The organism is Edaphobacter lichenicola (genome assembly GCF_014201315.1).
Classification (GTDB): Bacteria; Acidobacteriota; Terriglobia; order Terriglobales; family Acidobacteriaceae; genus Edaphobacter; species Edaphobacter lichenicola_B.
Map to the genome: position 1 here is coordinate 996,943 of NZ_JACHDY010000001.1, position 20,346 is coordinate 1,017,288.

At 59.8% G+C, this 20,346-nt stretch carries 20 protein-coding genes and 1 pseudogene; 13 read left to right on the forward strand and 8 right to left on the reverse strand.

Going from position 1 to position 20,346, the window contains the following annotated elements; translation table 11 throughout:
- Positions 1-109 precede the first annotated feature (109 nt).
- Positions 110-820 (reverse strand): esterase family protein, encoded by a 711-nt coding sequence (locus HDF09_RS04140; RefSeq protein ID WP_183761833.1) that lies wholly within the window; start codon positions 818-820, stop codon positions 110-112.
- Between the two features lie 58 nt (positions 821-878).
- Here HDF09_RS04140 and HDF09_RS04145 point away from each other — a divergent pair, with 58 nt between their 5' ends.
- From HDF09_RS04145 to rimM, 4 genes are all read left to right on the forward strand, one after another.
- Positions 879-1,781, forward strand: coding sequence for an alpha/beta hydrolase (locus HDF09_RS04145; RefSeq protein ID WP_260180911.1), 903 nt, complete (start codon positions 879-881; stop codon positions 1,779-1,781).
- A 153-nt stretch (positions 1,782-1,934) separates the two neighbouring features.
- A complete protein-coding gene (gene rpsP / locus HDF09_RS04150; protein ID WP_183761839.1) occupies positions 1,935-2,183 on the forward strand; it encodes a 30S ribosomal protein S16 in 249 nt (82 codons plus the stop codon).
- A gap of 289 nt (positions 2,184-2,472) precedes the next feature.
- Complete coding sequence (locus HDF09_RS04155; RefSeq protein ID WP_183761842.1) at positions 2,473-2,772, forward strand: KH domain-containing protein; 300 nt, start codon at positions 2,473-2,475, stop codon at positions 2,770-2,772.
- Between the two features lie 54 nt (positions 2,773-2,826).
- Entirely contained in the window at positions 2,827-3,432 is a 606-nt protein-coding gene (gene rimM, locus HDF09_RS04160; RefSeq protein WP_183761845.1) for a ribosome maturation factor RimM, read from the forward strand.
- Here rimM and HDF09_RS04165 read toward each other — a convergent pair.
- Positions 3,429-4,319 (reverse strand): hypothetical protein, encoded by an 891-nt coding sequence (locus tag HDF09_RS04165; protein WP_183761848.1) that lies wholly within the window; start codon positions 4,317-4,319, stop codon positions 3,429-3,431. The two genes, rimM and HDF09_RS04165, sit on opposite strands and share 4 nt — an antisense overlap.
- Positions 4,320-4,485: 166 nt before the next feature.
- On the opposite strand from HDF09_RS04165, the gene trmD reads away from it, so the two are divergent.
- The 5 genes from trmD (at position 4,486) to pdxH (ending at position 8,139) form a co-directional block, all read left to right on the forward strand.
- Positions 4,486-5,295 carry a tRNA (guanosine(37)-N1)-methyltransferase TrmD gene (gene trmD, locus HDF09_RS04170; protein ID WP_183761851.1) on the forward strand — a complete coding sequence of 270 codons (810 nt, stop codon included), beginning with the start codon at positions 4,486-4,488 and terminating at the stop codon, positions 5,293-5,295.
- A 181-nt stretch (positions 5,296-5,476) separates the two neighbouring features.
- Positions 5,477-5,836, forward strand: coding sequence for a 50S ribosomal protein L19 (gene rplS, locus HDF09_RS04175; RefSeq protein WP_218884516.1), 360 nt, complete (start codon positions 5,477-5,479; stop codon positions 5,834-5,836).
- Between the two features lie 98 nt (positions 5,837-5,934).
- Positions 5,935-6,711, forward strand: a complete 777-nt coding sequence (locus HDF09_RS04180; protein ID WP_183761854.1) for a ribonuclease HII — start codon at positions 5,935-5,937, stop codon at positions 6,709-6,711.
- Positions 6,702-7,430: a PIG-L deacetylase family protein gene (locus tag HDF09_RS04185; RefSeq protein ID WP_183761857.1), complete on the forward strand. Its 729-nt coding sequence runs from the start codon at positions 6,702-6,704 to the stop codon at positions 7,428-7,430. Before HDF09_RS04180 ends, HDF09_RS04185 begins: the two co-directional genes overlap by 10 nt.
- 100 nt (positions 7,431-7,530) lie before the next feature.
- On the forward strand, positions 7,531-8,139 hold the full coding sequence (gene pdxH, locus HDF09_RS04190) for a pyridoxamine 5'-phosphate oxidase (RefSeq protein ID WP_183761860.1): 609 nt from the start codon (positions 7,531-7,533) through the stop codon (positions 8,137-8,139).
- A gap of 145 nt (positions 8,140-8,284) precedes the next feature.
- On the opposite strand, the gene HDF09_RS04195 is transcribed toward pdxH, so the two are convergent.
- Positions 8,285-8,875: a cupin gene (locus HDF09_RS04195; RefSeq protein ID WP_183761863.1), complete on the reverse strand. Its 591-nt coding sequence runs from the start codon at positions 8,873-8,875 to the stop codon at positions 8,285-8,287.
- 22 nt (positions 8,876-8,897) lie between these two features.
- On the reverse strand, positions 8,898-11,024 hold the full coding sequence (locus HDF09_RS04200; protein ID WP_183761866.1) for a DUF1800 domain-containing protein: 2,127 nt from the start codon (positions 11,022-11,024) through the stop codon (positions 8,898-8,900).
- Between the two features lie 380 nt (positions 11,025-11,404).
- Here HDF09_RS04200 and HDF09_RS04205 point away from each other — a divergent pair, with 380 nt between their 5' ends.
- The gene (locus tag HDF09_RS04205) at positions 11,405-11,932 is read left to right on the forward strand and encodes a GNAT family N-acetyltransferase (protein WP_183761869.1); all 528 of its coding nucleotides are present in this window, start codon (positions 11,405-11,407) and stop codon (positions 11,930-11,932) included.
- Between the two features lie 84 nt (positions 11,933-12,016).
- Here the strand turns inward: HDF09_RS04205 and HDF09_RS20465 are convergent, their stop codons facing one another.
- Entirely contained in the window at positions 12,017-12,418 is a 402-nt protein-coding gene (locus HDF09_RS20465) for a type II secretion system protein (RefSeq protein ID WP_221269993.1), read from the reverse strand.
- Positions 12,419-12,598: 180 nt separating this feature from the next.
- Positions 12,599-13,309: a protein-methionine-sulfoxide reductase heme-binding subunit MsrQ gene (locus HDF09_RS04215; RefSeq protein ID WP_183761872.1), complete on the reverse strand. Its 711-nt coding sequence runs from the start codon at positions 13,307-13,309 to the stop codon at positions 12,599-12,601.
- Between the two features lie 132 nt (positions 13,310-13,441).
- Between HDF09_RS04215 and HDF09_RS04220 the strand changes: the two are divergent.
- Positions 13,442-14,176: pseudogene (locus tag HDF09_RS04220) on the forward strand (YoaK family protein); the annotation flags it as partial.
- A gap of 174 nt (positions 14,177-14,350) precedes the next feature.
- Here HDF09_RS04220 and msrP read toward each other — a convergent pair.
- Positions 14,351-15,340 (reverse strand): protein-methionine-sulfoxide reductase catalytic subunit MsrP, encoded by a 990-nt coding sequence (msrP, locus tag HDF09_RS04225; RefSeq protein WP_183761878.1) that lies wholly within the window; start codon positions 15,338-15,340, stop codon positions 14,351-14,353.
- A gap of 171 nt (positions 15,341-15,511) precedes the next feature.
- On the opposite strand from msrP, the gene HDF09_RS04230 reads away from it, so the two are divergent.
- Both HDF09_RS04230 and HDF09_RS04235 read left to right on the forward strand, forming a co-directional pair.
- Complete coding sequence (locus tag HDF09_RS04230; protein ID WP_183761881.1) at positions 15,512-18,370, forward strand: PIG-L family deacetylase; 2,859 nt, start codon at positions 15,512-15,514, stop codon at positions 18,368-18,370.
- 5 nt (positions 18,371-18,375) lie between these two features.
- Complete coding sequence (locus HDF09_RS04235) at positions 18,376-19,188, forward strand: 2-keto-4-pentenoate hydratase (protein ID WP_311718630.1); 813 nt, start codon at positions 18,376-18,378, stop codon at positions 19,186-19,188.
- Between the two features lie 202 nt (positions 19,189-19,390).
- On the opposite strand, the gene HDF09_RS04240 is transcribed toward HDF09_RS04235, so the two are convergent.
- Positions 19,391-20,266: a dimethylarginine dimethylaminohydrolase family protein gene (locus HDF09_RS04240; protein WP_183761884.1), complete on the reverse strand. Its 876-nt coding sequence runs from the start codon at positions 20,264-20,266 to the stop codon at positions 19,391-19,393.
- Positions 20,267-20,346: the final 80 nt, after the last annotated feature.

Sequence of the window (20,346 nt, forward strand, 5' to 3'; positions counted from 1 at the left end):
GGCCCACTGCGCGTGGGACGGTCACTTCGTGACTTGTATACCGGTCCTGGTTGGGGATGTGCTTGGGTCCTCCCGTTGGTCGGGTCGTTGGTCGGGTCAAGGCCTGGCTTTAGAGATAAGTTTGCAGCATTCTCTGCCACCAGGGCCAGTCGTGGCCCGTGTTGTCGCCCCAGACGTCGAGGCGGCAGGGGATGTTTTTTGCGCGGAAGATTTGCGCCATGCGTTCGTTGTCGTTCCAGCACTGATCGTGGACGCCGGTGGCGAGGACGTAGGTGTTACGGCGGTAACGGTCGAGATACCACGAGTCACTGATGTTGGGGAGGTAGTGCATGGGGATGTTGAAGTAACAGTCGTCGTCGTAGTAACCGCGAAGGAAGTGGGACGGGTCGTAGGCTCCGCTCATGGAGAGCATGCCGGTGAAGACGTCGGGGTGGCGGAGGGCCATGTTCATGGCGTGGTAGCCGCCGAAGCTGGTGCCGATGGTACCGATGCCGGAGTACTGGTTGAGCTGGCGGATGAGGGCGACGACCTCGTTGATGATGTAGTTGCCGTACTGCACCTGGCGGGCAATGCGCCAACGGGGAGGGACGTCGCGGTTGTACCAGCTTTCGCCGTCTACCGAGTCGACGCAGTAGAGCTGGAGGTGGCCGTGTTCGAGCTTGTCCTGCACGGTGCTGACCATCTGGCGATCTTCAAACTCGTAGAAACGGCCTTGGGAGGTGGGGAAGACGACGGCGGGATAGCCTGCGTGTCCGAAGACGAGCAACTCCATATCGCGCCCGAGGGAGGGTGAGAACCATTTGTGGTATTCGCGTTTCATCGGGCTCCCTCTGCTAGTCTGATGCAATCGTAGTTTATTTGGAGCAGCTTCTTTCGCATTGAAACAATCATCGCCATCTCATTCCATTCCTGCGCTTACGCCTCTCGAGGGCGAGACTGCGCTCGTCCATTTGCCCGAAGCCGTCAATTTGCCCGAAGAGGCGATTAGAGAGCATACCCCAAACGACCTGGATTCTAATCCGAGATACAGCGTCAGCGAGTTTCACTCGGAGATTCTGCCGGATGACCGGGTTGTTTCGGTCTATCTGCCGCCGCAGTATCTGGAGGATGAGGAGCGGCGCTTCCCTGTCTTCTACTTGCACGATGGGCAGAATCTGTTCGACGGGAGAACGTCGTATCTTGCAGAGCGAACGTGGAAGGCGCATACGACGGCTGACGAGCTGACCCTGAACGGCGAGATTGAGCCGGTAATCCTGGTCGGCGTGGCGAATACGGGGCTTCGGCGGATGGCAGAGTACACGCCGACGCGCGACTTCAAGCTTGGCGGCGGGGAGGGACCGAGTTACGGGCGGTTGCTGGTTGAGGAGCTGAAGCCGCTGATTGACGGCTCGTACCGCACCTTGACCGATGCAAAGAATACCGGGCTGGGCGGGTCGTCACTGGGCGGATTGATCTCTCTGTATCTGGGGTTTTCGTGCCCGGAGGTGTTCGGCAAGCTGGCGGTGATGTCGCCTTCGCTATGGTGGGATCAGCGCAGCATCCTGCGGGTGGTCGAACGGACGGAGCCGAAGCCTGAAGGGCGTATCTGGCTGGATATCGGGACCGCGGAGGGGGTTCGTCATGTTCGAGACACGGAGATGCTGGAGCGTGTGCTGCTGAAACGGGGCTGGCAGACGGGAAAAGACCTTATTTATGAGAAGGTTGATGGGGCAGTTCATGATGAAAACGCGTGGTCGGAGCGCTTTGGGGATGTATTGCGGTTTCTTTTTCCGCCGGAGTGAGGGAGTTTGCGCTTCTTTGCGCTTCTTCGTTGCGAAAAGGCGCATTTTCGGCCATACTTAGATGTTGGGTAATGTATCTCAAGTCCCTGTCCGATCGACAGCGCGGCTATGTCACCCAAACCAATAATGTTCTGAAAGGCATTGCCCGTGTTGATGATTCGTTTGGCGCGTGTTGGAGCGCGTAAGCAGCCACATTACCGCATCGTTGTTATTGAGAAGGACCGCGCCCGGAACGGCCGTTCGGTCGAAGTAGTGGGAACGTACAATCCGCGCACCAACCCTGCAACGGTTGATCTGAAGCGCGACCGCATCGACTACTGGACTGGGAATGGGGCACAGTTGTCGGAGCGTGTGGGGAAGCTGATGGCGCAGAAGCCTGCAGAGGCAGTCGCGGCCGCCTAGGAGTTACTAGTCAATGCTATCTTTGGGCATGCGGTAATGGTTCCCAAAGATAGCTGACACAATAGGTTCTCTGAAGCATCTCCTGGCACCGTTTCACGTAGACTCCTTGGTATTGCACAGTCGAACTGCAGTGGCCTTGCAAAGCAGAGGGCCCGGGGTTTATAACCCTGGACTTCCTGCGACCGGTGTCTCGCTCGTTGTAGCACCTCCTGGAAGATCTCGCAGTAGACGAGACAAAGGGAAAGGGCTTGAGCGTTACACCGTGACTCCCAGACCCAGAAGGTGTGTGATGAACCAGGCAACCCAGTTTCCTGCAGGGGACAACCCTGTAAAGAACATGACAGACCTTGTAGCAGAGATAGCGCGTGCCTTGGTAGACGACCAGGACAGTGTCTCGGTTGAGGCCATCGAAGATGGTGAATGTACGGCCATTCGTTTACGGGTCGCTGCCAGCGACGTTGGTAAAGTGATCGGGAAGCAGGGCCGCACAGCGCGTTCCATGCGTACGATTCTCAGCGCAGCCAGCATGAAGCTGAAGCACCGCTTTTCGCTCGACATCGTGGAAGAGGACCATCCCCCTGCACCATAAAGTTCAGAGCAGCTTGCAGGATCCGGGCCTTTGCTTCTGCTCAGATTTTGCTCTATGACGCAAATCGCTCCAGCCTGGATTGTGTTGGCACATCTGCTTCGCCCGCAAGGTCGCAAGGGTGAGGTGCTTGCAGAGTTGTTGACCGACTTCCCTGAGCGGTTCGAGGAGCAGACGAGAGTCTTTCTTGCTGCCTCGGGCTTTGAGGGGAAGGAGTCGGAGGCGCGTGCTGCGGAGGTGGTTGCGTTCTGGCTGCCTGTCGGTAAGAACGAGGGACGTATCGTGCTGCAGTTTGCGGGCATCGAGACGATTTCGGATGCTGAGGCGGTCGCAGGATTGGACGTGATCGTCCCGCGAGAGGAACGGCGCGTGCTGGATGACGATTCGGTTTACATCAGTGAATTGATCGGCTGCACGGTGTATGACGGAGCGGCGGCGGTGGGTGTGGTCGAAGATGTTCAGTTTGCTACGACGGCGGATGGGGCGCGCAGGCTTACCGACGCAGCGCCGCTGCTGGAGATCACTTCGCTTGCCGGGGATGAGATTCTTATCCCGTTTGTGAAGGCGTTTTTGGTGGCAGTGGATACAGAGGCGAAACGCATCGAGATGAAGCTGCCTGAAGGTTTGATTGAGGTCAATCGAAGCTCGAGCGACAAGAGCTAGAAGTGGTAGGCCACTCCTAACGAGAGGATCGGGTAGACGGGGACCCTCTTCAGGTCTTCGTTTATTTTTTTAATCTCCTGCGTGAGACTGGCCTGGGCCTCGGAGTTACTGGCGAAGCTGGTGCATCCCTGGTTGGTACAGGCGGTACCGGTGAGGTTGACGTTGATGGTGGCCGCGCCGGTGTAGGCCACCCCGAACTCCATGGGGATGGAGAGGCGGCGGCTGGTGCGGGGAAGAATGTTGCCGAAGCCAAGGAGAAGCAGAGGGGATAGATTGCGTGGGTAGGCGAGCGACATGTTGCCGTGAACCGGGTCGCCGACGCTGTTGATGAAGGACTGGTCGCCGAGGGTGAAGCTCTGGCCGGCAGGCACGGTCGCTGTCGATGAGACTGTGTTTTTGGAGAAGAGAATCCCGGGGCTGATGTGGAAGGCGTGACCACCGGGGAACCAGTCGAGGGTGCTCTGCGAAGACCTGAAGTGAAGATTTGCGTCGTAGTTGACGCCGTCAATGCCAAATGGGTAGGCAAACGCTAAGAAGTTGACGCCAGAGCGGAGATTGAAGCGGCGAAAGAGCGGCGTCGCCAGCTCCGCGCCGGCTCCTAACGTATTGGCCTTAATGCCAAAGGCTGCCGTGCGGAACGGCCTTTGGGACGGCAGCTTTTTGGCCACCTGGGTTGCCGGGGCGATACGGATGACTCCTTCGGCGCTGTAGGATTCGGCGGCTGACTTATGCGATTCTTCGGTCGATAGGCTCGCTGTTGCCGGCAGGGCCAGCGCGAGTTGCGAGGGTGCAACAAGATTCGAAGGCGTCTGCTGCTGTGCTGTGATCGTGACGCTGAGAGATGCCGACAGGAACACTGGAAGAACAGCGAGTTTTGGACGAAGCATCGGGATGCTCTTTCGTCTCGCCACAATGACCTGAAGGACCGAAGTCGAGCGCAGGTCATCATAATGAGATCCTGGAATGAGATCAGTCGCGGGGTTTCACAACTTCCGAGTGATATGGTGCAATCTGGGAGTCAGAAAACGAGCGGCTGTAACGCACTCATCGACCATGCGCTTTGACATCATTACGATCTTTCCCGATTTCTTTGCCGGGCCCTTCGACTACGGGATTCTGAAGCGTGCTCGCACGACGGGTCTGGTAGAGATTGCGACGCATGATCTGCGCAGCTTCACGCATGATCGCCATCGAACGGTGGACGACCGGCCGTTTGGTGGGGGCGAAGGGATGGTGCTGAAGGCGCAGCCAATCTATGACGCGGTGCAGTCGTTGAATCTCTCTCCGAAGGGGGAACGGGATCGAGGCAGAGAGACGGTGATTCTGCTGTCGGCGCAGGGGCAGCCGTTCACTCAGTCGCTGGCGCAGGAGCTTTCGACGACGGAGCGGGTGGTTATTCTGTGCGGGAGATATGAGGGCGTGGACGAGCGCGTCAACGAACTGCTCTGCGACCGGGAGATTTCAATTGGCGATTATGTTTTGTCGGGCGGAGAGCTGGCGGCCGCGGTGATCGTCGATGCTGTGGTACGGCTGCTGCCGGGGGCTCTGGGGAATCCTGACTCGTCGCGATTTGAGAGCTTCGGTGCGGATGAGGTTGCGGATCTTCCTGATTCGGCGGATGGGCCTCCGCGGTCTACTTATGGGTCGGGTGGGTTGCTGGACTATCCACACTACACTCGGCCCGCGGATTTTATGGGGATGACGATCCCCGAAGCGCTGTCGGGGGGTAATCATGAGGTGATCCGGCGATGGCGGAGGAGGATGGCGCTGAAGAAGACGCTGGAGAATCGTCCGGATTTGTTGGAGAGGATCGAGATCACAGACGAGGATCGGGAGATTCTGGCGGAGCTTCGCGGTGACTAAAGATGTGTCCTGCCGGACGGGCCTCCTGCGCGGAGGACGGTCACTTCGTGACTTGTATACCTTGTTGGTGAGGGGTGAAGAGGATCGGTCCTCCCGTTGGTCGGAGGAAGATGATTCCAGAGGCATTTTGCGCAGATTTCGTGTACACTAAAGGTCGAGTCCAACATAGGAAAGTTGTGTCATGTCCATTCATCCGATTATGCAGAAACTGGCCGCGAAGTTCGAGCGGACCGATTTACCCGCGTTCGCCCCCGGCGACACAGTTCGAGTTCAAGTAAAGATTCGTGAAGGCGAGAAAGAGCGTCTGCAGGCGTTTGAGGGCATGGTGATTGCCTGCCGTAAGGGCGCGCAGGGATCCTTTACCGTTCGCAAGATGAGCTTCGGCCAGGGCGTCGAGCGCATCTTCCCGTACAACTCCAAGGTCGTCGACAAGGTGGAGAAGGTTCGCTCCTACGAGGTTCGCCGCTCGAAGCTGTTCTACCTGCGGGGTCTGCGTGGCAAGGCTGCTCGTCTGCGCGAGGTTGAGCGCGCCGCCAAGTAACGATTCGGTTCCCTGATTTCCACTGAGCTTTTCACTGAGCCACGACTTCGGTCGTGGCTTCGTTTTGCGTGGTGGCTATACACTCGAACGTGAAGAACATGGCCTCGATTCCCTCCACTCGCACACTCCGAAAGGTGACGGCAGCCACTGCCAAACAGCGCATGCTGAAGCAGCTGGTGTGCAGCGATGCACCGGAGCAGGCTCTGCGGTATTACGGATTTCAGCGAATCGCCGGTGTCGATGAGGTGGGGCGTGGGGCGCTGTTTGGCCCGGTGGTGGCTGCGGCGGTGATTTTGCCGGAGGGCCTCGACGAGTTGGCGAATGCGGGGCTGAAAGACTCCAAGCAGATGACGCGGGAGGAGCGCGAGGCGCTGGATCAGCAGATACGTGGGATGGCGCTTGCGGTTTGTGTGGCGGAGGTCGATGCGGAGACGATCGATCGGGTGAATATCTACCAGGCTACGCGGCTGGCGATGCTGGCTGCGGTTCAAGGGCTGGCGATGGTTCCCGATCATCTGCTGATCGATGCTATGCGGCTCGATCATCCTTGCCGGCAGACGAAGCTGATCTACGGAGATGCGCTGAGCCTTTCGATTGCTGCGGCTTCGGTGATCGCGAAGGTGCATCGCGATGCGCTGATGCGTGAACTGGACGCGGTGCATCCGGGATATGGGTTGGCTTCGCACAAGGGGTATGGGACACCGGAGCATCGGCGGGCGTTGGCTGAGATTGGGCCTTGTGCTTTACACAGGAGAAGCTTCGCGCCGGTACGGGGGGTTGATCCTGATGCGGAGCTGGAGGAAGCGATGTCAGCAGAACTTCTCTTTGAGGACGCTGATCTGGATGCGGGCCTGGAGGGCGCTGAGTGGGCTTGAAGTTGATGTGCGTGACGGCGCATCCTGACGATGAGTGCTACGCCTTTGGTGGGGCGCTGGCGTTGGCGGCGGATCGAGGAGTCGAGACGTACGTGGTTTGCCTGACGGATGGTCAGGCAGCTACGAACCGAGGCGACGCTGCGGATGGAGAGGCGCTGGGGAGTATGCGACGGGAGGAGTTTCGCGTCTCGTGTGAGGTGCTGGGCGTTACGCACTACGAGTTGATGAACTACCAGGACGCGCAGTTGGAGTTTGTCGATCTGTCGCGAGCCTCCGAAGAGCTGGTGGTGAGGATGCGAAGATTCAAGCCGGACGTTGTGATTACCTTCGGCGGCGACGGCGGACAGAACACTCACCCGGACCATATGATCGCTTCTATGGTGACAACCGCGGCGTTTCACTGGTCGGGACAGCCGAAGCGATATCCGGGGGCGGGCGATCCACATAAGGTGCAACGGCTTTACTATGTGACGGCGAACTTTGTGATGCGTGACCGACAACCGGCGATGATGATGCCGTGGAGTGTGGCTCTGGATATTCGGTCCGTGCGAGAGCGGAAGAACGAGGCGTTTCGGAGGCACGTGTCGCAGGCACCGTTGATGGAGAAGACGAAGGAGATCTTCGAGCGATATGGAGCTGAGGAGTTCTATGCACTCGCGGCTGCCACTGAGCCTCAGGTCTGCAGGTTGCAAACGGATCTGTTCGAGGGTCTGAGCTAGTTCGGTTTCTGCACATTCGAAGACTCCACCAGGAAGGCTCTTGCAGTTCGATGGACTGACGGGTTGAGCTTTGTTTTTTTGTGTTCCAGCGAGGTTTTTGATGAGTGAGATCGATGTGGAACGTGCGGTGGACCCCATTGCGTTATTCGGCTTGTGGATGAGTGATGCAGAGGCTGCCGAGTTGAACGATCCGAATGCGGTGGCGCTGGCTACGGCTACGCGGGAGGGGGTGCCCAGTGTGCGGATGGTGTTGTTGAAACGGGTGGATGAGCTGGGGTTCTGCTTCTACACGAATGCGGAGAGTCAGAAGGGTTCGGAGCTGGCAGAGAATCCGCGGGCGTCGATGTGCTTCCACTGGAAATCGCTGCGGCGCCAGGTGCGTGTCTCGGGATCGGTGGCCGAGCTGCCGGGTGAGGATGCGGACGAGTACTTTCATAGCCGGTCGCGGCTGAGTCAGCTTGGTGCGGCGGCTTCCGAACAGAGTCGCGTGCTGGCTTCGCGGGAGGCGCTGGTGGAGCGGGTGAAGGAGTTAGAGCGGGAGTTTCCGGGGGAGATTCCGCGACCGGATTACTGGCGAGGGTACGTGCTGTGGCCGGAGAAGATTGAGTTCTGGAAGGACGGAGAGGGACGGCTGCACGACCGGTTTCTGTTTACGCGAAGCGGCGGAGTTTGTGGCGGAGTTTGGAATAAGGAACGATTATTTCCTTAGAGCTGCGCGGCTCGTGAATGATTTCAGAAGACGAAATACCGAAGGCGAGATGCGGGGGTCTCTCCACTACGTCGTGCGATGAGACTGCACGTCTCCGGTCAAGATGACGCATCTTTAGAGTTCGAAGAGGCTGAGTTTGTCTAGTTCAGATCCAGAGTTTTGGGAGGGCACCGGAGGGGCCGGTCAGTGGGTCGGAGTGGGGAAAGCGGACCTTGCGCATGCTTGCGAGTGTTTCGGGGCTGGGGGCGGTGCGGCAGATGTCCCAGTGTTCGTTCTCCGGGTAGGCGCCGATCACGAGGAAGTCGTTGGAGGCCGAGATGCGACAGTGGCCGGTACCGGTGGGGAGAACGAGGACGTCGCCGGAGTGTACGCTGAGTGATTCGCCGCCTTCGCCGCCAAGGACGAGGTCGGCGTGGCCGGCTGCAAAGCCGAGGACCTCGTGTGCGGTGGAGTGGTAGTGGTGGAAGGTGTAGACGCCGTTGCGCCACTGTGGCGGCCATCCATTGGCGGTGAAGATACGTTCCATGGCAGAGGCGAGGTCTGCTGTTGATGAGAGAGCGTTGCGGTAGAGCAGAACGGGCAATGGGCTGTTCGGCATCCAGCCGTTGGGCTTGAGGTGAAGCTGTTCAGGCGTTGCAGTGAGCGGGCTTTCGCTTGCAGACGCTAAGGTTTTGGTGGTTGCCAGGCCGGCAGCTACGAAGCCGGTCGCGAATTGCCTGCGGTCGATTGGTGTCATGTGGAGTTAGATGGCCTGGAGGTTAGCGGAGTTGGAACTCGGGGCTGCCCATGACTAGGGCGGTCAGCAGATTGAGGGTGTCGGTGGAGTTGGTGGTGGGAATTTCGGTTATTTGTTTATGGATGAGTTGATTGGTCTGGGTGGAGACGTCGTTGCCGATGAGAGTGTCTTCGAGGACGTGGAGGGCTATATCCTGGCCGGCTGCATCTGGTGGGGGTTGGTTCGTGGTGCCGTTGTGGATCTCGGCGGTGAGGAGGGCTTCGGAGAACTTGGCTCGATTGGAGCGCTCTGTGGTGGACATCTCGGGAGCGGGTGAGCTGGCGGGTTGGGACATGAGGCCGAGTGCGAGGACGTGGGCTGAGTCGAACTTTTGATTTGCGAACTTGTTGCCGGCGAGGGAGTAGGCGAAGTTGAGGCGATCGACGAGAGCGGTGGAGTTCATCCACTGGTCGGCGGTGATGTAGTAGCCGGTGGGGGGAAGCGCGTAGTAGAGGGGCATGCCCATCGTCTTGAGGGTGTTGACCAGTGCGCCGGGGTTCACCGGGTCGGTGGCGGTGGTGCGGAAGGCGGAGGCGACGAACTCCATCGGAGTCTTGACCTTGTTGCGGAAGTACTTCCTGGAGTTGAACTCGGGCGATTGGACGAGGGTGCGGAGGATGGCTTTGATGTCTCCGTCGGTGGCGAGGTAGGTGGCAGCCATGCGATCGACGAGGGCGGGTGGCGGGTCGTCGGCTACGAAGCGCTGGGCTAATTTGTAACTGATGAAGTGCGCGGTGTGCGGGTCAGCGGCAAGGATGGTGAGAGCTTCGATTCCCTCTTTCATGCCGGTTTGCGTCGCTGCTGGAGAGGCGTTGGGTAAGACAGGCTCTGAGGAGATGGTGCGGCGCAGCCACTGTTTTGGGCCGGGCTCGTGCTTCTTGTAGTCGTATTGGAAGGGGCCACCCTGGTTGGGGCGATCGACGGTCCAGCCGGTGAGGATGGCGGAGAGTGCAGTGACGTCGGCCTGGGTGTAGCCGCCGTTGACGCCTACGGTGTGGAGCTCCATGACTTCCCTGCCGTAGTTCTCGTTGAGGCCGTGGTTGCCCTTCTTGGAGTTGGGGTTGGCGGGGTTGACTCCGTTGGCCTGGGAGTCGGGGCCTATCGATAACCAATTGTCGAGGTAGATCATCATCGCCGGGGTTTGGGCGGTGGCGAGGAGGAGGTCGCGGAACTTGCCGAGGGCGTGTTTGCGGATGGCGTCGCGCTCGAAGCTGGTGGTGTACCAGGTGTCGGAGTCTTTGCCGATGAAGATGTTGAAGTGGTTGAACCAGAAGTCGGACATGACCTCCTGCAGCTGGCGTTCGCTGAGGATGGCTCGGAGGATCTTGGCTTGTGAGAGCTCGTCGATGAGGTAGTGGGGCGCGCCGATGTTGGCGGCCATGCCGTTGAAGATCTCGCGCTCGCGGGGGTTGAAATCGGCCAGGAGGAGATTTTTCTGGGCTTCAAGAGGACCCCCGGCTGCGACGTAGGTGGTGAAGGCGATGCGGTCGGGGACGGGGAGCTTGATGAGCATCGCCATTCGCTGATTTTTGGGGAGGGCGAAGAGCTCTCCGGCGATGCGGGCGGCGGTCTCCTGGTCGGTTTTCTTCTGGGCGGCGGCTTCGGCGTCGGTGGGTGGGGGCGTGATGAGTTGGCCGTTGGCGTTGGTCTTTTTGCTGTCGATGTCTTTGTTGAGCTTGTAGACCTGTACCTGGTACATGGCGAGGAGGAGGGGGTCGGTGGGGTAGGGGCGCTTGCCTTCGGCGGTGATGGCGATGGTGAAGTGGTCGGGAAAGAGCTGGAGGGCCTGGTCGGGCTGGAGGTTGAGGGTGGTGTAGTCGGCGAGGCGGTGGTCGAGGGCGGCGTCGGGGATGGCGGCGGGGTTGAGTTGCTGCTCGAACCACTTTTCGGGGGTGAGGGCGATTACTTTTTCGAGGTCGCCGGGGCGGGGGCCGAAGGTGAAGCGGCTGAGGAGTTGCTGGGCCCGTTCCTGCTGGGTGAGGGAGATGAGAGGGGCGGATTTGGGCGGGTTGGCCGGCTTGGACTTTGCGGGTTTGGGCGTGGGTTTGGCTTGGGGGTGCGCGGGTGCGGCGACGGCTAGAGCAAGGAGAATCGGTAAGAACCTTCGCATAGACGCCTCTGGCTGATTAGACCTGACATCGAGTTCGAAGTTGCGTTTTGGGCTGTTTGAGAGCGGAGACGGTACCCCCTCCCCCCTCTGGGGTATTTTAGGCGTAAAGTCTTTTGATTCTTACACCTGCAGGCAGTGGTTGCCTCTAAGCTATTGCAAATAAATTAGTTATTCGCAAAATACTTGTTATCAAGGAGTTAGCTGAGTGATTTGGTCGGGCTTATCGGCTTTTTTGTTTCTTTACTAAGTATAGCTGGAAGAGGGTAACTGGTACGCCACGCGAATCTGCAGGATTGGCGCGGGTTTTGGTGAGTTTTGGGCTTGACACGTAGAAGACCGCGTCTAGCAACGGGGTAAGAGTCGGATGGTATGGTGGGCGCATGGTGGAGATTCGAGCGGCGGCGGGTAAAGATGCGGGTGCGATCGCCCAAGTGCATGTGGCGAGCTGGAGGACGACGTACGCGGGGATTGTGCCGGAGGCTTACCTTGCGAGTTTGAAGGAGGCCGAGCGCGAGGTCTCGTGGCGGGAGTGGTTGACGCTCGATGTTGACGTGTTCGTTGCGGAGTTGGAGGGGGAGGTGGTGGGGTTCGTCAGCGGAGGGGCGATACGGGAGCCTGTGGAGGGGTTCGATGCGGAGTTGTTTGCGATCTATCTGCTGCGGGAGGCGCAGAGGCGGGGGATTGGGACGGCTCTTTTGGGGAGGCTGGCTGGGTCGTTGAAGGCTAGAGGGTTCAGGAGCATGATGGCCTGGGTGCTTGAGGACAATTCTTCGGGTGGGTTCTACTCGCGGTCGGGTGGGGTGCGAGTGGCTTCAAAGGAGATGGACGTGGGTGGGGTGATGCTGCCTGTGGTGGCTTATGGGTGGAAAGATCTCGAGGCGATTTGGAAAGGTGTTGGTGCAGTTTAGACTCAAGGCAACCAAAGTTTCCCATAACCCCGTTTTCGAGACTCCGTTTCGACTGGAGGAGAACACCTGTCCTATTAGCCGACTTTACGGACAAGTGATGGTGAGAGTCTGATCGATCGAGCAAGTCTTGGCCCCTGTCTTACCAATTACAGTCGGGGTGGACTGTGCTTTGAAGGCTGTATGCGAGGAAGAAAGGATCGAGAAATTGTGCCCGTCCGCCTGACCGCTTGCGATAGTTGCAGGTAGGCCTGGGAGAGCACTCAAAGAGTCAATGTATGTGCCACTCGTAGCGTGATACGTAATCTCCGCTTTGCCGATTAGAGTGAGGTCGTTTTCCGCAGCAGCGTCTCGCGCCGCATTCCGTACCTTTTGGACGGCCGGAAGCAAAAGCGCAATCAGCACAGCTATGATCGCGATCACTACAAGCAGTTCAATCAAAGTAAATCCCGAGCTCATATCTCGACCAGTGATTTTCGCGGTATCCATTTTGCTCTCCTTTCGCGTGAAACGGTCGACCTGTAGCGCATCCGGGCCCATCTTCCTCGCTGGGTTTGTAATTCATTACATTACTTCATTCGAGCGTAGCCATGTGGCGAACGACAACAGCAGATTCCTTCGCTGCGCTGCGGAATGACAACAAAAGAACGGGCAACGGCAATGCAGAGGCTAGACGGAGCTGGGGCGGGCGGGGATGGGGATGGGCTTTTTTAGGCGCTTCATTGCTGTGTAGGCTACTCGGGCCAGGAGGAGGAGGGTCAGGATTGCGGTGACCTTCCAGGGGGCGTTGTTGCCTTTTTTAACAAGCCACCAATAGTGGACGACTCCGGCGATGGCTGCGAGGTAGACGAGGCGGTGGAGACGCTGCCAGTTTTTGCCGCCCATGGCTCGCATGATGAAGGCTGGCGAGGTGCATGCGAGGGCGAGGAGGAGGAGCCAGGCGAAGAGGCCTACCTGGATGAAGCGGCGCTTGAGGACGTCTTCGACCATGCCGGGCCAGATGAGCTTCCACTGGGTGACTAAGGCGCTGGGATGTCCGGCGTGGAGGCCCGTGAGGGCGGTGGTGATGTCGTATCCGGAGAAGAGGAAGATGTAGGTGGCGAGATGGAGGGTGGCGTAGAAGAAGGCGTAGAGGCCGATGAGGCGGCGGAAGCGAATGAGGAAGCCGAGGCTGGTGGCGAGGCGGCGGATGGGCGTGATGGCGAGGGAGGCGAAGAGGGTGTAGAGGGTCCAGTCGCCGGTGAAGTGGGTGATGTAGTTGACGGGATCGGCGTTGAGGGCGAGGGCGCCGGAGGTGTAGAAGTGCAGGAGCCAGGCGAGGGGGGCGAGGCAGAGGAGGTGGACTAGGACTTTGAGGAGGATGATGGCGCGCTTGGACATTGGGCTGGGGTTAGTTTAGCTCGGGTTATTGGAGTTGCCGGGCATGTTGATGCCCCCGGGCGAGGATGACCGGGAGATGCGAGGAACGCTGTAGTGAGGGAGAAGCTGCGATGATGGAAGAAGGCGGTGGCGATGCCAGTTCTTTATCTTCGCAAGTTGACGGGAAGCGAACGCAGCCAGAAGGCCAACCGGCAGCTTGCGCACTTCCTCGCTTTTATCGCGGGAGCGGCAAATGCCGGGGGATATGTGGCGGTGAAGCAGTATACGTCGCACATGTCCGGGATTGTGTCGGCGATGGCAGATGCTACTGCGGCACAGGATCTCGGGTGGCTGGCGGCGGGAGTAAGTGCGTTGCTGGCGTTTCTGGCGGGTGCGGCGTGTACTGCAATTCTGGTGAATTGGGGACGGAGACGTTCTTTGAATAGCGAGTATGCGTTGCCGATGATGCTTGAGGCTGCACTGCTGCTGTGCTTCGGGCTGATGGGCGGGCATCTGGCGAATAGTGGGTGGTTTGCGGTGCCGGCTACGGTGGCGCTGCTCTGTTTCACGATGGGGCTGCAGAATGCGATTATCACGAAGATCTCTCAGGCGGAGATACGAACGACGCATGTGACCGGCATGGTGACAGACATTGGGATTGAATTGGGCAAGGCTTTGTATTGGAATCGGCGAGGCGAGAGTGAGGGGCTTACCGTAGTACGGGCAGATCTCGAGAAGCTGTGGCTGCTGGTGTCGCTGGTCGGATTGTTCTTTGTCGGCGGCGTGGTGGGGGCGGTTGGATTCCGGCTCGCTGGGTTTGTTGCGACTCTGCCGCTGGCGGTGGTGTTGCTGATGCTGGCGGTGGTTCCGATTATGGATGATGTGCGGGAGTGGGGTGCTCGTGCTTCTTAACACTCTGTCTTCAGGAATAAGGACTGAGGATGTGTCCTGCCGGACGGGCGCCCTGCGCGGGCGGCGGTCACTTCGTGACTTGTATACCGCTTCGCTTGGTGCTCCCGTTGGTCGCAGGCTAAAGTTCGTGCCGATCCACTTCTACGTTGCTCAGTAGAACTTCTTCAGGTCCATGCCGGCGTAGAGGCTGGCTACCTGGTCGCCGTAGCCGTTGAACATCTGTGTGGGGATGTTGCGGGGGAAGGTGCTGGAGTCGAGGCGGCGCTCGTGGGCCTGGGACCAGCGGGCGTTGTCGTAGTTGGGATTGACGTTGGAGTAGAAGCCGTACTCGCGGCCGTCGGCTACGTTCCAGGTGGTCGCAGGCTCTTTGTCGGTGAAGTGGAAGCGGACGATGGCCTTGGCGGATTTGTAGCCGTACTTCCAGGGGACGATGACGCGGACGGGAGCGCCGTTCTGGTTGGGCAGCACCTGGCCGTAGCAACCGAAGGTGAGCAGGGTGAGGGGGTTCATGGCCTCGTCCATGCGGAGGCCTTCGCGATAGGGCCAGTCGTAGCCGGAGGGCTCGTCGGGCATGACCTTCTTATTGTTGTAGGAGAAGAACTGAACGTACTTGGCGCTGGGGAGGGGCTGGCAGAAGTTGATGAACTCGGAGAGGGAGTAGCCGTCCCAGGGGATGATCATGGACCAGGCTTCAACGCAGCGGTGGCGATAGACGCGCGACTCGAGAGGGCGGTAGTGGATGAGGTCGTCGATGTTGATGGTCTGGGGCTTTTTGACCATGCCGGTGATCTGGATGGGCCAGGGGCGGGTTTGGAGGCGGTAGGCTTCGTGGGAGGGGTCGGACTTGTCGGTGCCGTACTCGTAGAAATTGTTGTAGGTGGAGGCCTTGGCGAGGGGGGTTTGGGGGTCGTCGAGGGTGTACTTGCTGGGGATGGTTTTGAGTTGCTCGGCTGCGAACACAGAGGTTGGCGGATCGATGAGAGAGGGGATAGTGCGGGCGGCGAGGGCGGCGGCGCCGAGGGTGGCGGCGGAGGTGAGGAAGCGGCGGCGGGTTTGTTGATGCTGCTCGAAGACGGGCTGCGGGGTGATCTCGGAGGAGCGGATGGTGGCTTCGAGGCTGGGCGATTTGCGGATAAGCATGGTGTTGATTGCCTCGGTTACAGATTACTGCCACTAGATTGGACTCGGAATGGGGCTGGCGGTTACAGGCGCTGGTGATAGTACGGTTGGGGTGGGGCGGTGGATGGTGGGTTTTCTGGCGTGAGCTTCTGGCGTGATTTGGGGTGGGTGGGTGTGAGAGATTAGAAAGCAATGACTTCCATGCGGGTTGTTGCGGGTCTGGCTGCGGTTTCGGTGATGGCGCTGGTGGTGGCGGGCGGGGTTTTGAGCTGCCAGGAGCTGCGGGATGCGGCGCGGCAGGATAAAGCGAATCTGGCCGCGGAGCAGGTACGGTCGGCGGTTGGAGTGCGGGGGATCGCGGCCAATGAGGGGTCGACGGCGCTGTGGCAGAGTTTGGTGAAGCTGCGGACGCGGGCGAGTCTGATGATGATTGTGGCGCATCCGGATGATGAGGATGGCGGGATGCTGACGTATGAGGCGCGGGGGCAGGGCGCGCATGTGGCGATGCTGACGCTGACTCGGGGGGAGGGTGGGCAGAACTTGATGTCGGCGGACTTCGATGATGCGCTGGGGTTGGTGCGGACACAGGAGCTGCTGGCGGCGGGGCGATATATGGGGATCGACCAGATGTGGGGGACGCAGGTGGACTTCGGGTTTTCGAAGACGAAGGAGGAGGCGTTCGAGAACTGGGGGCATGATCGCGTGCTGTATGACGCGGTGCGGGCGGTGAGGCTGTATCGGCCGCTGGTGGTGACGGCGGTGTTTCTTGGCGGGATCACGGATGGACATGGGCAGCACCAGGTGTCGGGCGAGATGGCGCAGGAGGTGTTCGATGCGGCGGGTGATCCGAAGGTGTTTCCGGATCAGATTGCGGCAGGGTTGATGCCGTGGAGTCCGCTGAAGGTCTATGGGAGGGTACCGTTTTTTTCGGTGACGTCGAAGGGGATGTATGACTATGCGACGGGAAAGTATGCTCCTGCACGGTTCTATAACTATGTGACGAAGGAGTGGACGACGGAGTCTCCGAAGGCGAATGTGACGGTGCCGGAGGGAGACTATAGCCCGGTGCTGGGGATGACTTACTTGCAGTTTGCCCGGATGGGGCTGGGGCTCCAGAAGTCGCAGAATGGCGGGATGGGTATACCGGCGGCGGGGCGGTTCGATGTGGGGTATCACCGGTATGGGGCTCGGCTGCAGGATGGCGCGCAGCCTGGTGAGGAGGAGAAGGGATTCTTTGATGGGGTGGATACTTCGCTGGTGGGGATGAGTTCGCTTGCTCCTGGGGAGACTAGTTTTTTGAAGCAGGATCTGGCTAAGATCGATGGGTTGGTGGGGCAGGCTGTGGGGGTTTATAAGATCGCTGCGCCGGAGAAGACGGCTCCGTTTTTGCGGGATGGGTTGCGCGCGACTGATGAGCTGATTGCGAAGGTGGAGGCTAGCGGGCTGACGGCTCGGGAGAAGTACGATCTGCTGCATGAGCTGCGGGTGAAACGGATGCAGTTCAACGATGCGATTGTGCAGGCGCTGGGGATTAGTCTGCGGGCGCAGGTTACGGGGAAGGCGGAGACGGGGCCGTTCGCGCGGTTTAGCGATGGCGCGGAGACGTTTGTGACGGCGGTGCCGGGGCAGAGCTTTGGCGTGAAGACGCTGGTGGCGAATGGAAGCAAGGTGAAGCTCGTCGAGAAAGATGTGACGCTTGTCTCGAGCTCCGGACAGACATATCAGATGACCCCGATAGCAACCGACGGAAAAGATGCGCCTGACGTAACAATTCAAAATGATGCCCATGAGAATTTGTTTCAGGTGAAGCTGCCGGAGGATGCGAAGGTGACGCGGCCTCCGTTTACTCGGCCGGGGATTGAACAGGCTTACTACGATGTGGCGGATCCGGCGATGCGGAATGCTTCGCTTCCCTTGCCTGCTCTGACGGCGTGGGTGACGTTGGACTACGACGGCGTGGAGGTGAAGCTGGGGCAGGAGGTGCAGACGCTGCATCGGGTGACGGGGCTGGGGACGGTGTATGAGCCGCTGGTGGTGGCTCCGGCTATTTCGGTGGCGGTATCGCCTTCGGCGGGTGTGGTGCCGCTGACGGAGAAGACGCTGATGGTGACGGCGAAGGTGAAGAGCAATGTGAAGGGTGCGGCGACGGGGACGGTGAAGCTGGAGTTGCCTGCTGGGTGGACGGCTGCGCCGGAGACGGCGGAGTTTTCGCTGGGGAAGGATGGGGATTCGGTGGATGTGCCGTTTGTGGTGACTCCGGGAAAGATGGCGGAGACGGCTTATACGATGACGGCGGTTGCGAGTTATGAGGGCAAAGAGTATCGCGAGGGGTACAAGACGGTTGGGTATGCGGGTTTGCTGCCGGCGAATCTTTATCGGCCGGCGACGTATCGGGCGCGCGGGGCGGATGTCAAAGTGGCTCCGGGGTTGAAGGTGGGGTATCTGCCGGGGACCGGGGATGAGGTGCAGGCTTCGCTTGAGAATCTTGGCGTGCACTCTACGACTCTGACGATGGGAGATATTGCCGGCGGGAGGTTGAGTGGTTACGACGTGGTGGTGTTGGGGGTGAGGGCTTATGCGGCGCATCCTGGGCTGGCCGCGGCGAATGGACAGCTGCTGCAGTATGCGAAGAACGGCGGCGTGGTGATTGTGCAGTATAACCTGGGGAACTTTGACTATGGTCCGTACTCATACTCGCTGGGGAGCGCGGAGAAGGTGGTGGACGAGAAGGCGCCGGTGCGGCTGCTCGTGCCGGAGAGCCCGGTGCTGAGCTGGCCGAACAGGATTACGGAGCGGGACTTCGATGGATGGGTGGAGGAGCGCGGGCACGGCTTTATGGAGACGTGGGACTTGCAGTATGTCGCTCCGCTGGAGACGCATGATCCGGGACAGGATCCGCAGAGGGGTGGGCTGCTGGTGGCAAAGACGGGTAAGGGCGCTTATGTGTATGTGGCGCTGGCGCTGTATCGCGAGCTGCCGGAGGGAGTGCCGGGAGCGTATCGGCTGTTTGCGAATCTGTTGAGTTTGGGGAAGGATGCGGTGGCAAAGTAGGTCAGTTGGCCACGAGACAGAAGCGGGCTGGTTGGGAGACACTGGACGACATGATGACTGGAGAGAGAGAAAGCCAACTGATTGAGGCTGCGGATCTGCTGCTGGATGCGCGTAGGACGGGTGTGCCGATCGAGGATCTGCCGGAGGCTTTGCAGCCGAAGGATATGACTGAGGCTTATGCGCTGCAGGATCATATCGCAGAGGCGTATGGCGCGATTGGCGGGTGGAAGATCGGGGCTCCGAGTGCGGAGGCCGAACCGTTGTTTGCGCCGATGCCGCGGGCGTGGATGGCGGGGGATGGCGCGGTGGTTGGCGAGGTGCGGAGATATCGCGGACTGGAGTCGGAGATTGCTTTTTTGATGGGCGAGGATCTGCCGGGGCGGGCTACGCCGTACTCACGGGAGGAGGTCGTCGCTGCTATTGCGAGCTGCCATCCGGCTATCGAGGTGATTGAGAGTGGCCTGCTGGATCCGTTGAAGGCGGCGCGGATGTCGATGCTCGGCGATCTGCAGATGCATGGTGGGTTTGTGTATGGGCCGGCCGTGGCGGAGTGGAAGAAGATCGACTTCAAGACCGAGCATGTGGTGATCGCGGTCGATGGTGCGGTGAGGGTGGAGCGGACGGGATCGAATACTTCGGGAGACTTGATGCGGCTGCTGCCGTGGCTGGCGAACGAGGGCGCTGCGAGGACTGGTGGATTGAAGGCTGGACAGTGGGTGACGACGGGGAGTTGGACCGGGGTGACTGCGGCTAATTCGGGGTCTGTTGCAGATGTGAAGTTTTCTTCCGCGGGTGAGGTTCATCTGCGGTTTGAGTAGGTCCTGCCGGACGGGCGCCCTGCGCGGGCAGCGGTCACTTCGTGACTTGTATACCGCTTCGCGTGGTGCTCCCGTTGGTCGCAGGCTGAAGTTCGTGCCGACCAACGGGAGGACTGTGGGTGTTCGTCCTGCCGAGACCGGTATACGCGTCACGAAGTGACCGCTCTCCGCGCAGGGCGCCCGTCCGGCAGGACCTATCAGCCTAAAGTGCGGCGTGGCTCAACTTCATGACCAGGCATTTTGCGGCGCCACCAGCTTTGAGGAACTCGGTGAGCGTGACTTCGATGACGTCGAAGCCGCGGGACTCGAGTTGGCTGCGTAGATCACTGCTGATGTTGTTCAGGATGATCGTGCGATCGACGTTGATGGCGTTGCAGGCGAAGCAGACGGCATCCGACTCGGCGACGATGATTCTTTTTTCGAGTGGGTAGAAGGCTTCGATCTTGTCGAGAGAGGCTCGGTCGAAGGCCTCCGGGAAGTACATGACGTAGCCGCCTTCGAGGGGAGCGAAGCAGGTGTCGAGGTGGTAGAAGCGCGGGTCGATGAGGTGGAGTGAGGTGACCTCGATGCCCCAGATCTTGCGGAGCGCTTGATGGCTGGAGGGGACGGTGCGTGGGCCGTAACCGACAAAGAGACGGGTGCCGTCGGTGGAGAAGAGGGCGTCGCCTTCGCCTTCAAAGGGCGTGGCGCGGGGGGTGTCCATGACCTTGTAACCGGCTTGTTCGAACCAGCGGCGGAAGTGTGGCTCTTCGCCCTGGCGCTCGGGATGGAAGAAGCTGCTGATGGCGACGGTGCCGTTGCGCTCGAGGCCGGCGTTGGCGGTGAAGACCATGTCGGGGGAGCCGGGTTGGGGTTCGACGAGCTGGACGTCGGCGATGGTGCTGACGGCTTCGTAGAGACGCTGCCACTGTTCGGCTGCGCGGGTGCGCGAGGAGGCGTGGACGTTGCCGGCCATCCAGGGGTTTATGACGTAGTTGACGTCGTAGAGCCTGGGGGGACACATGAGGAAGGTCGCTGAGGTGGAAGGAATCGTGGCCAGGATTGCCGGGTTGGTGATATCGATGGGCTGCGTACTCATGGTTCAAGCATGGAGGAGCGCGAAAGGCGCGTCAATGCTAATGATTATGCATTTGTAACGGATATTTATACATAAAGGAT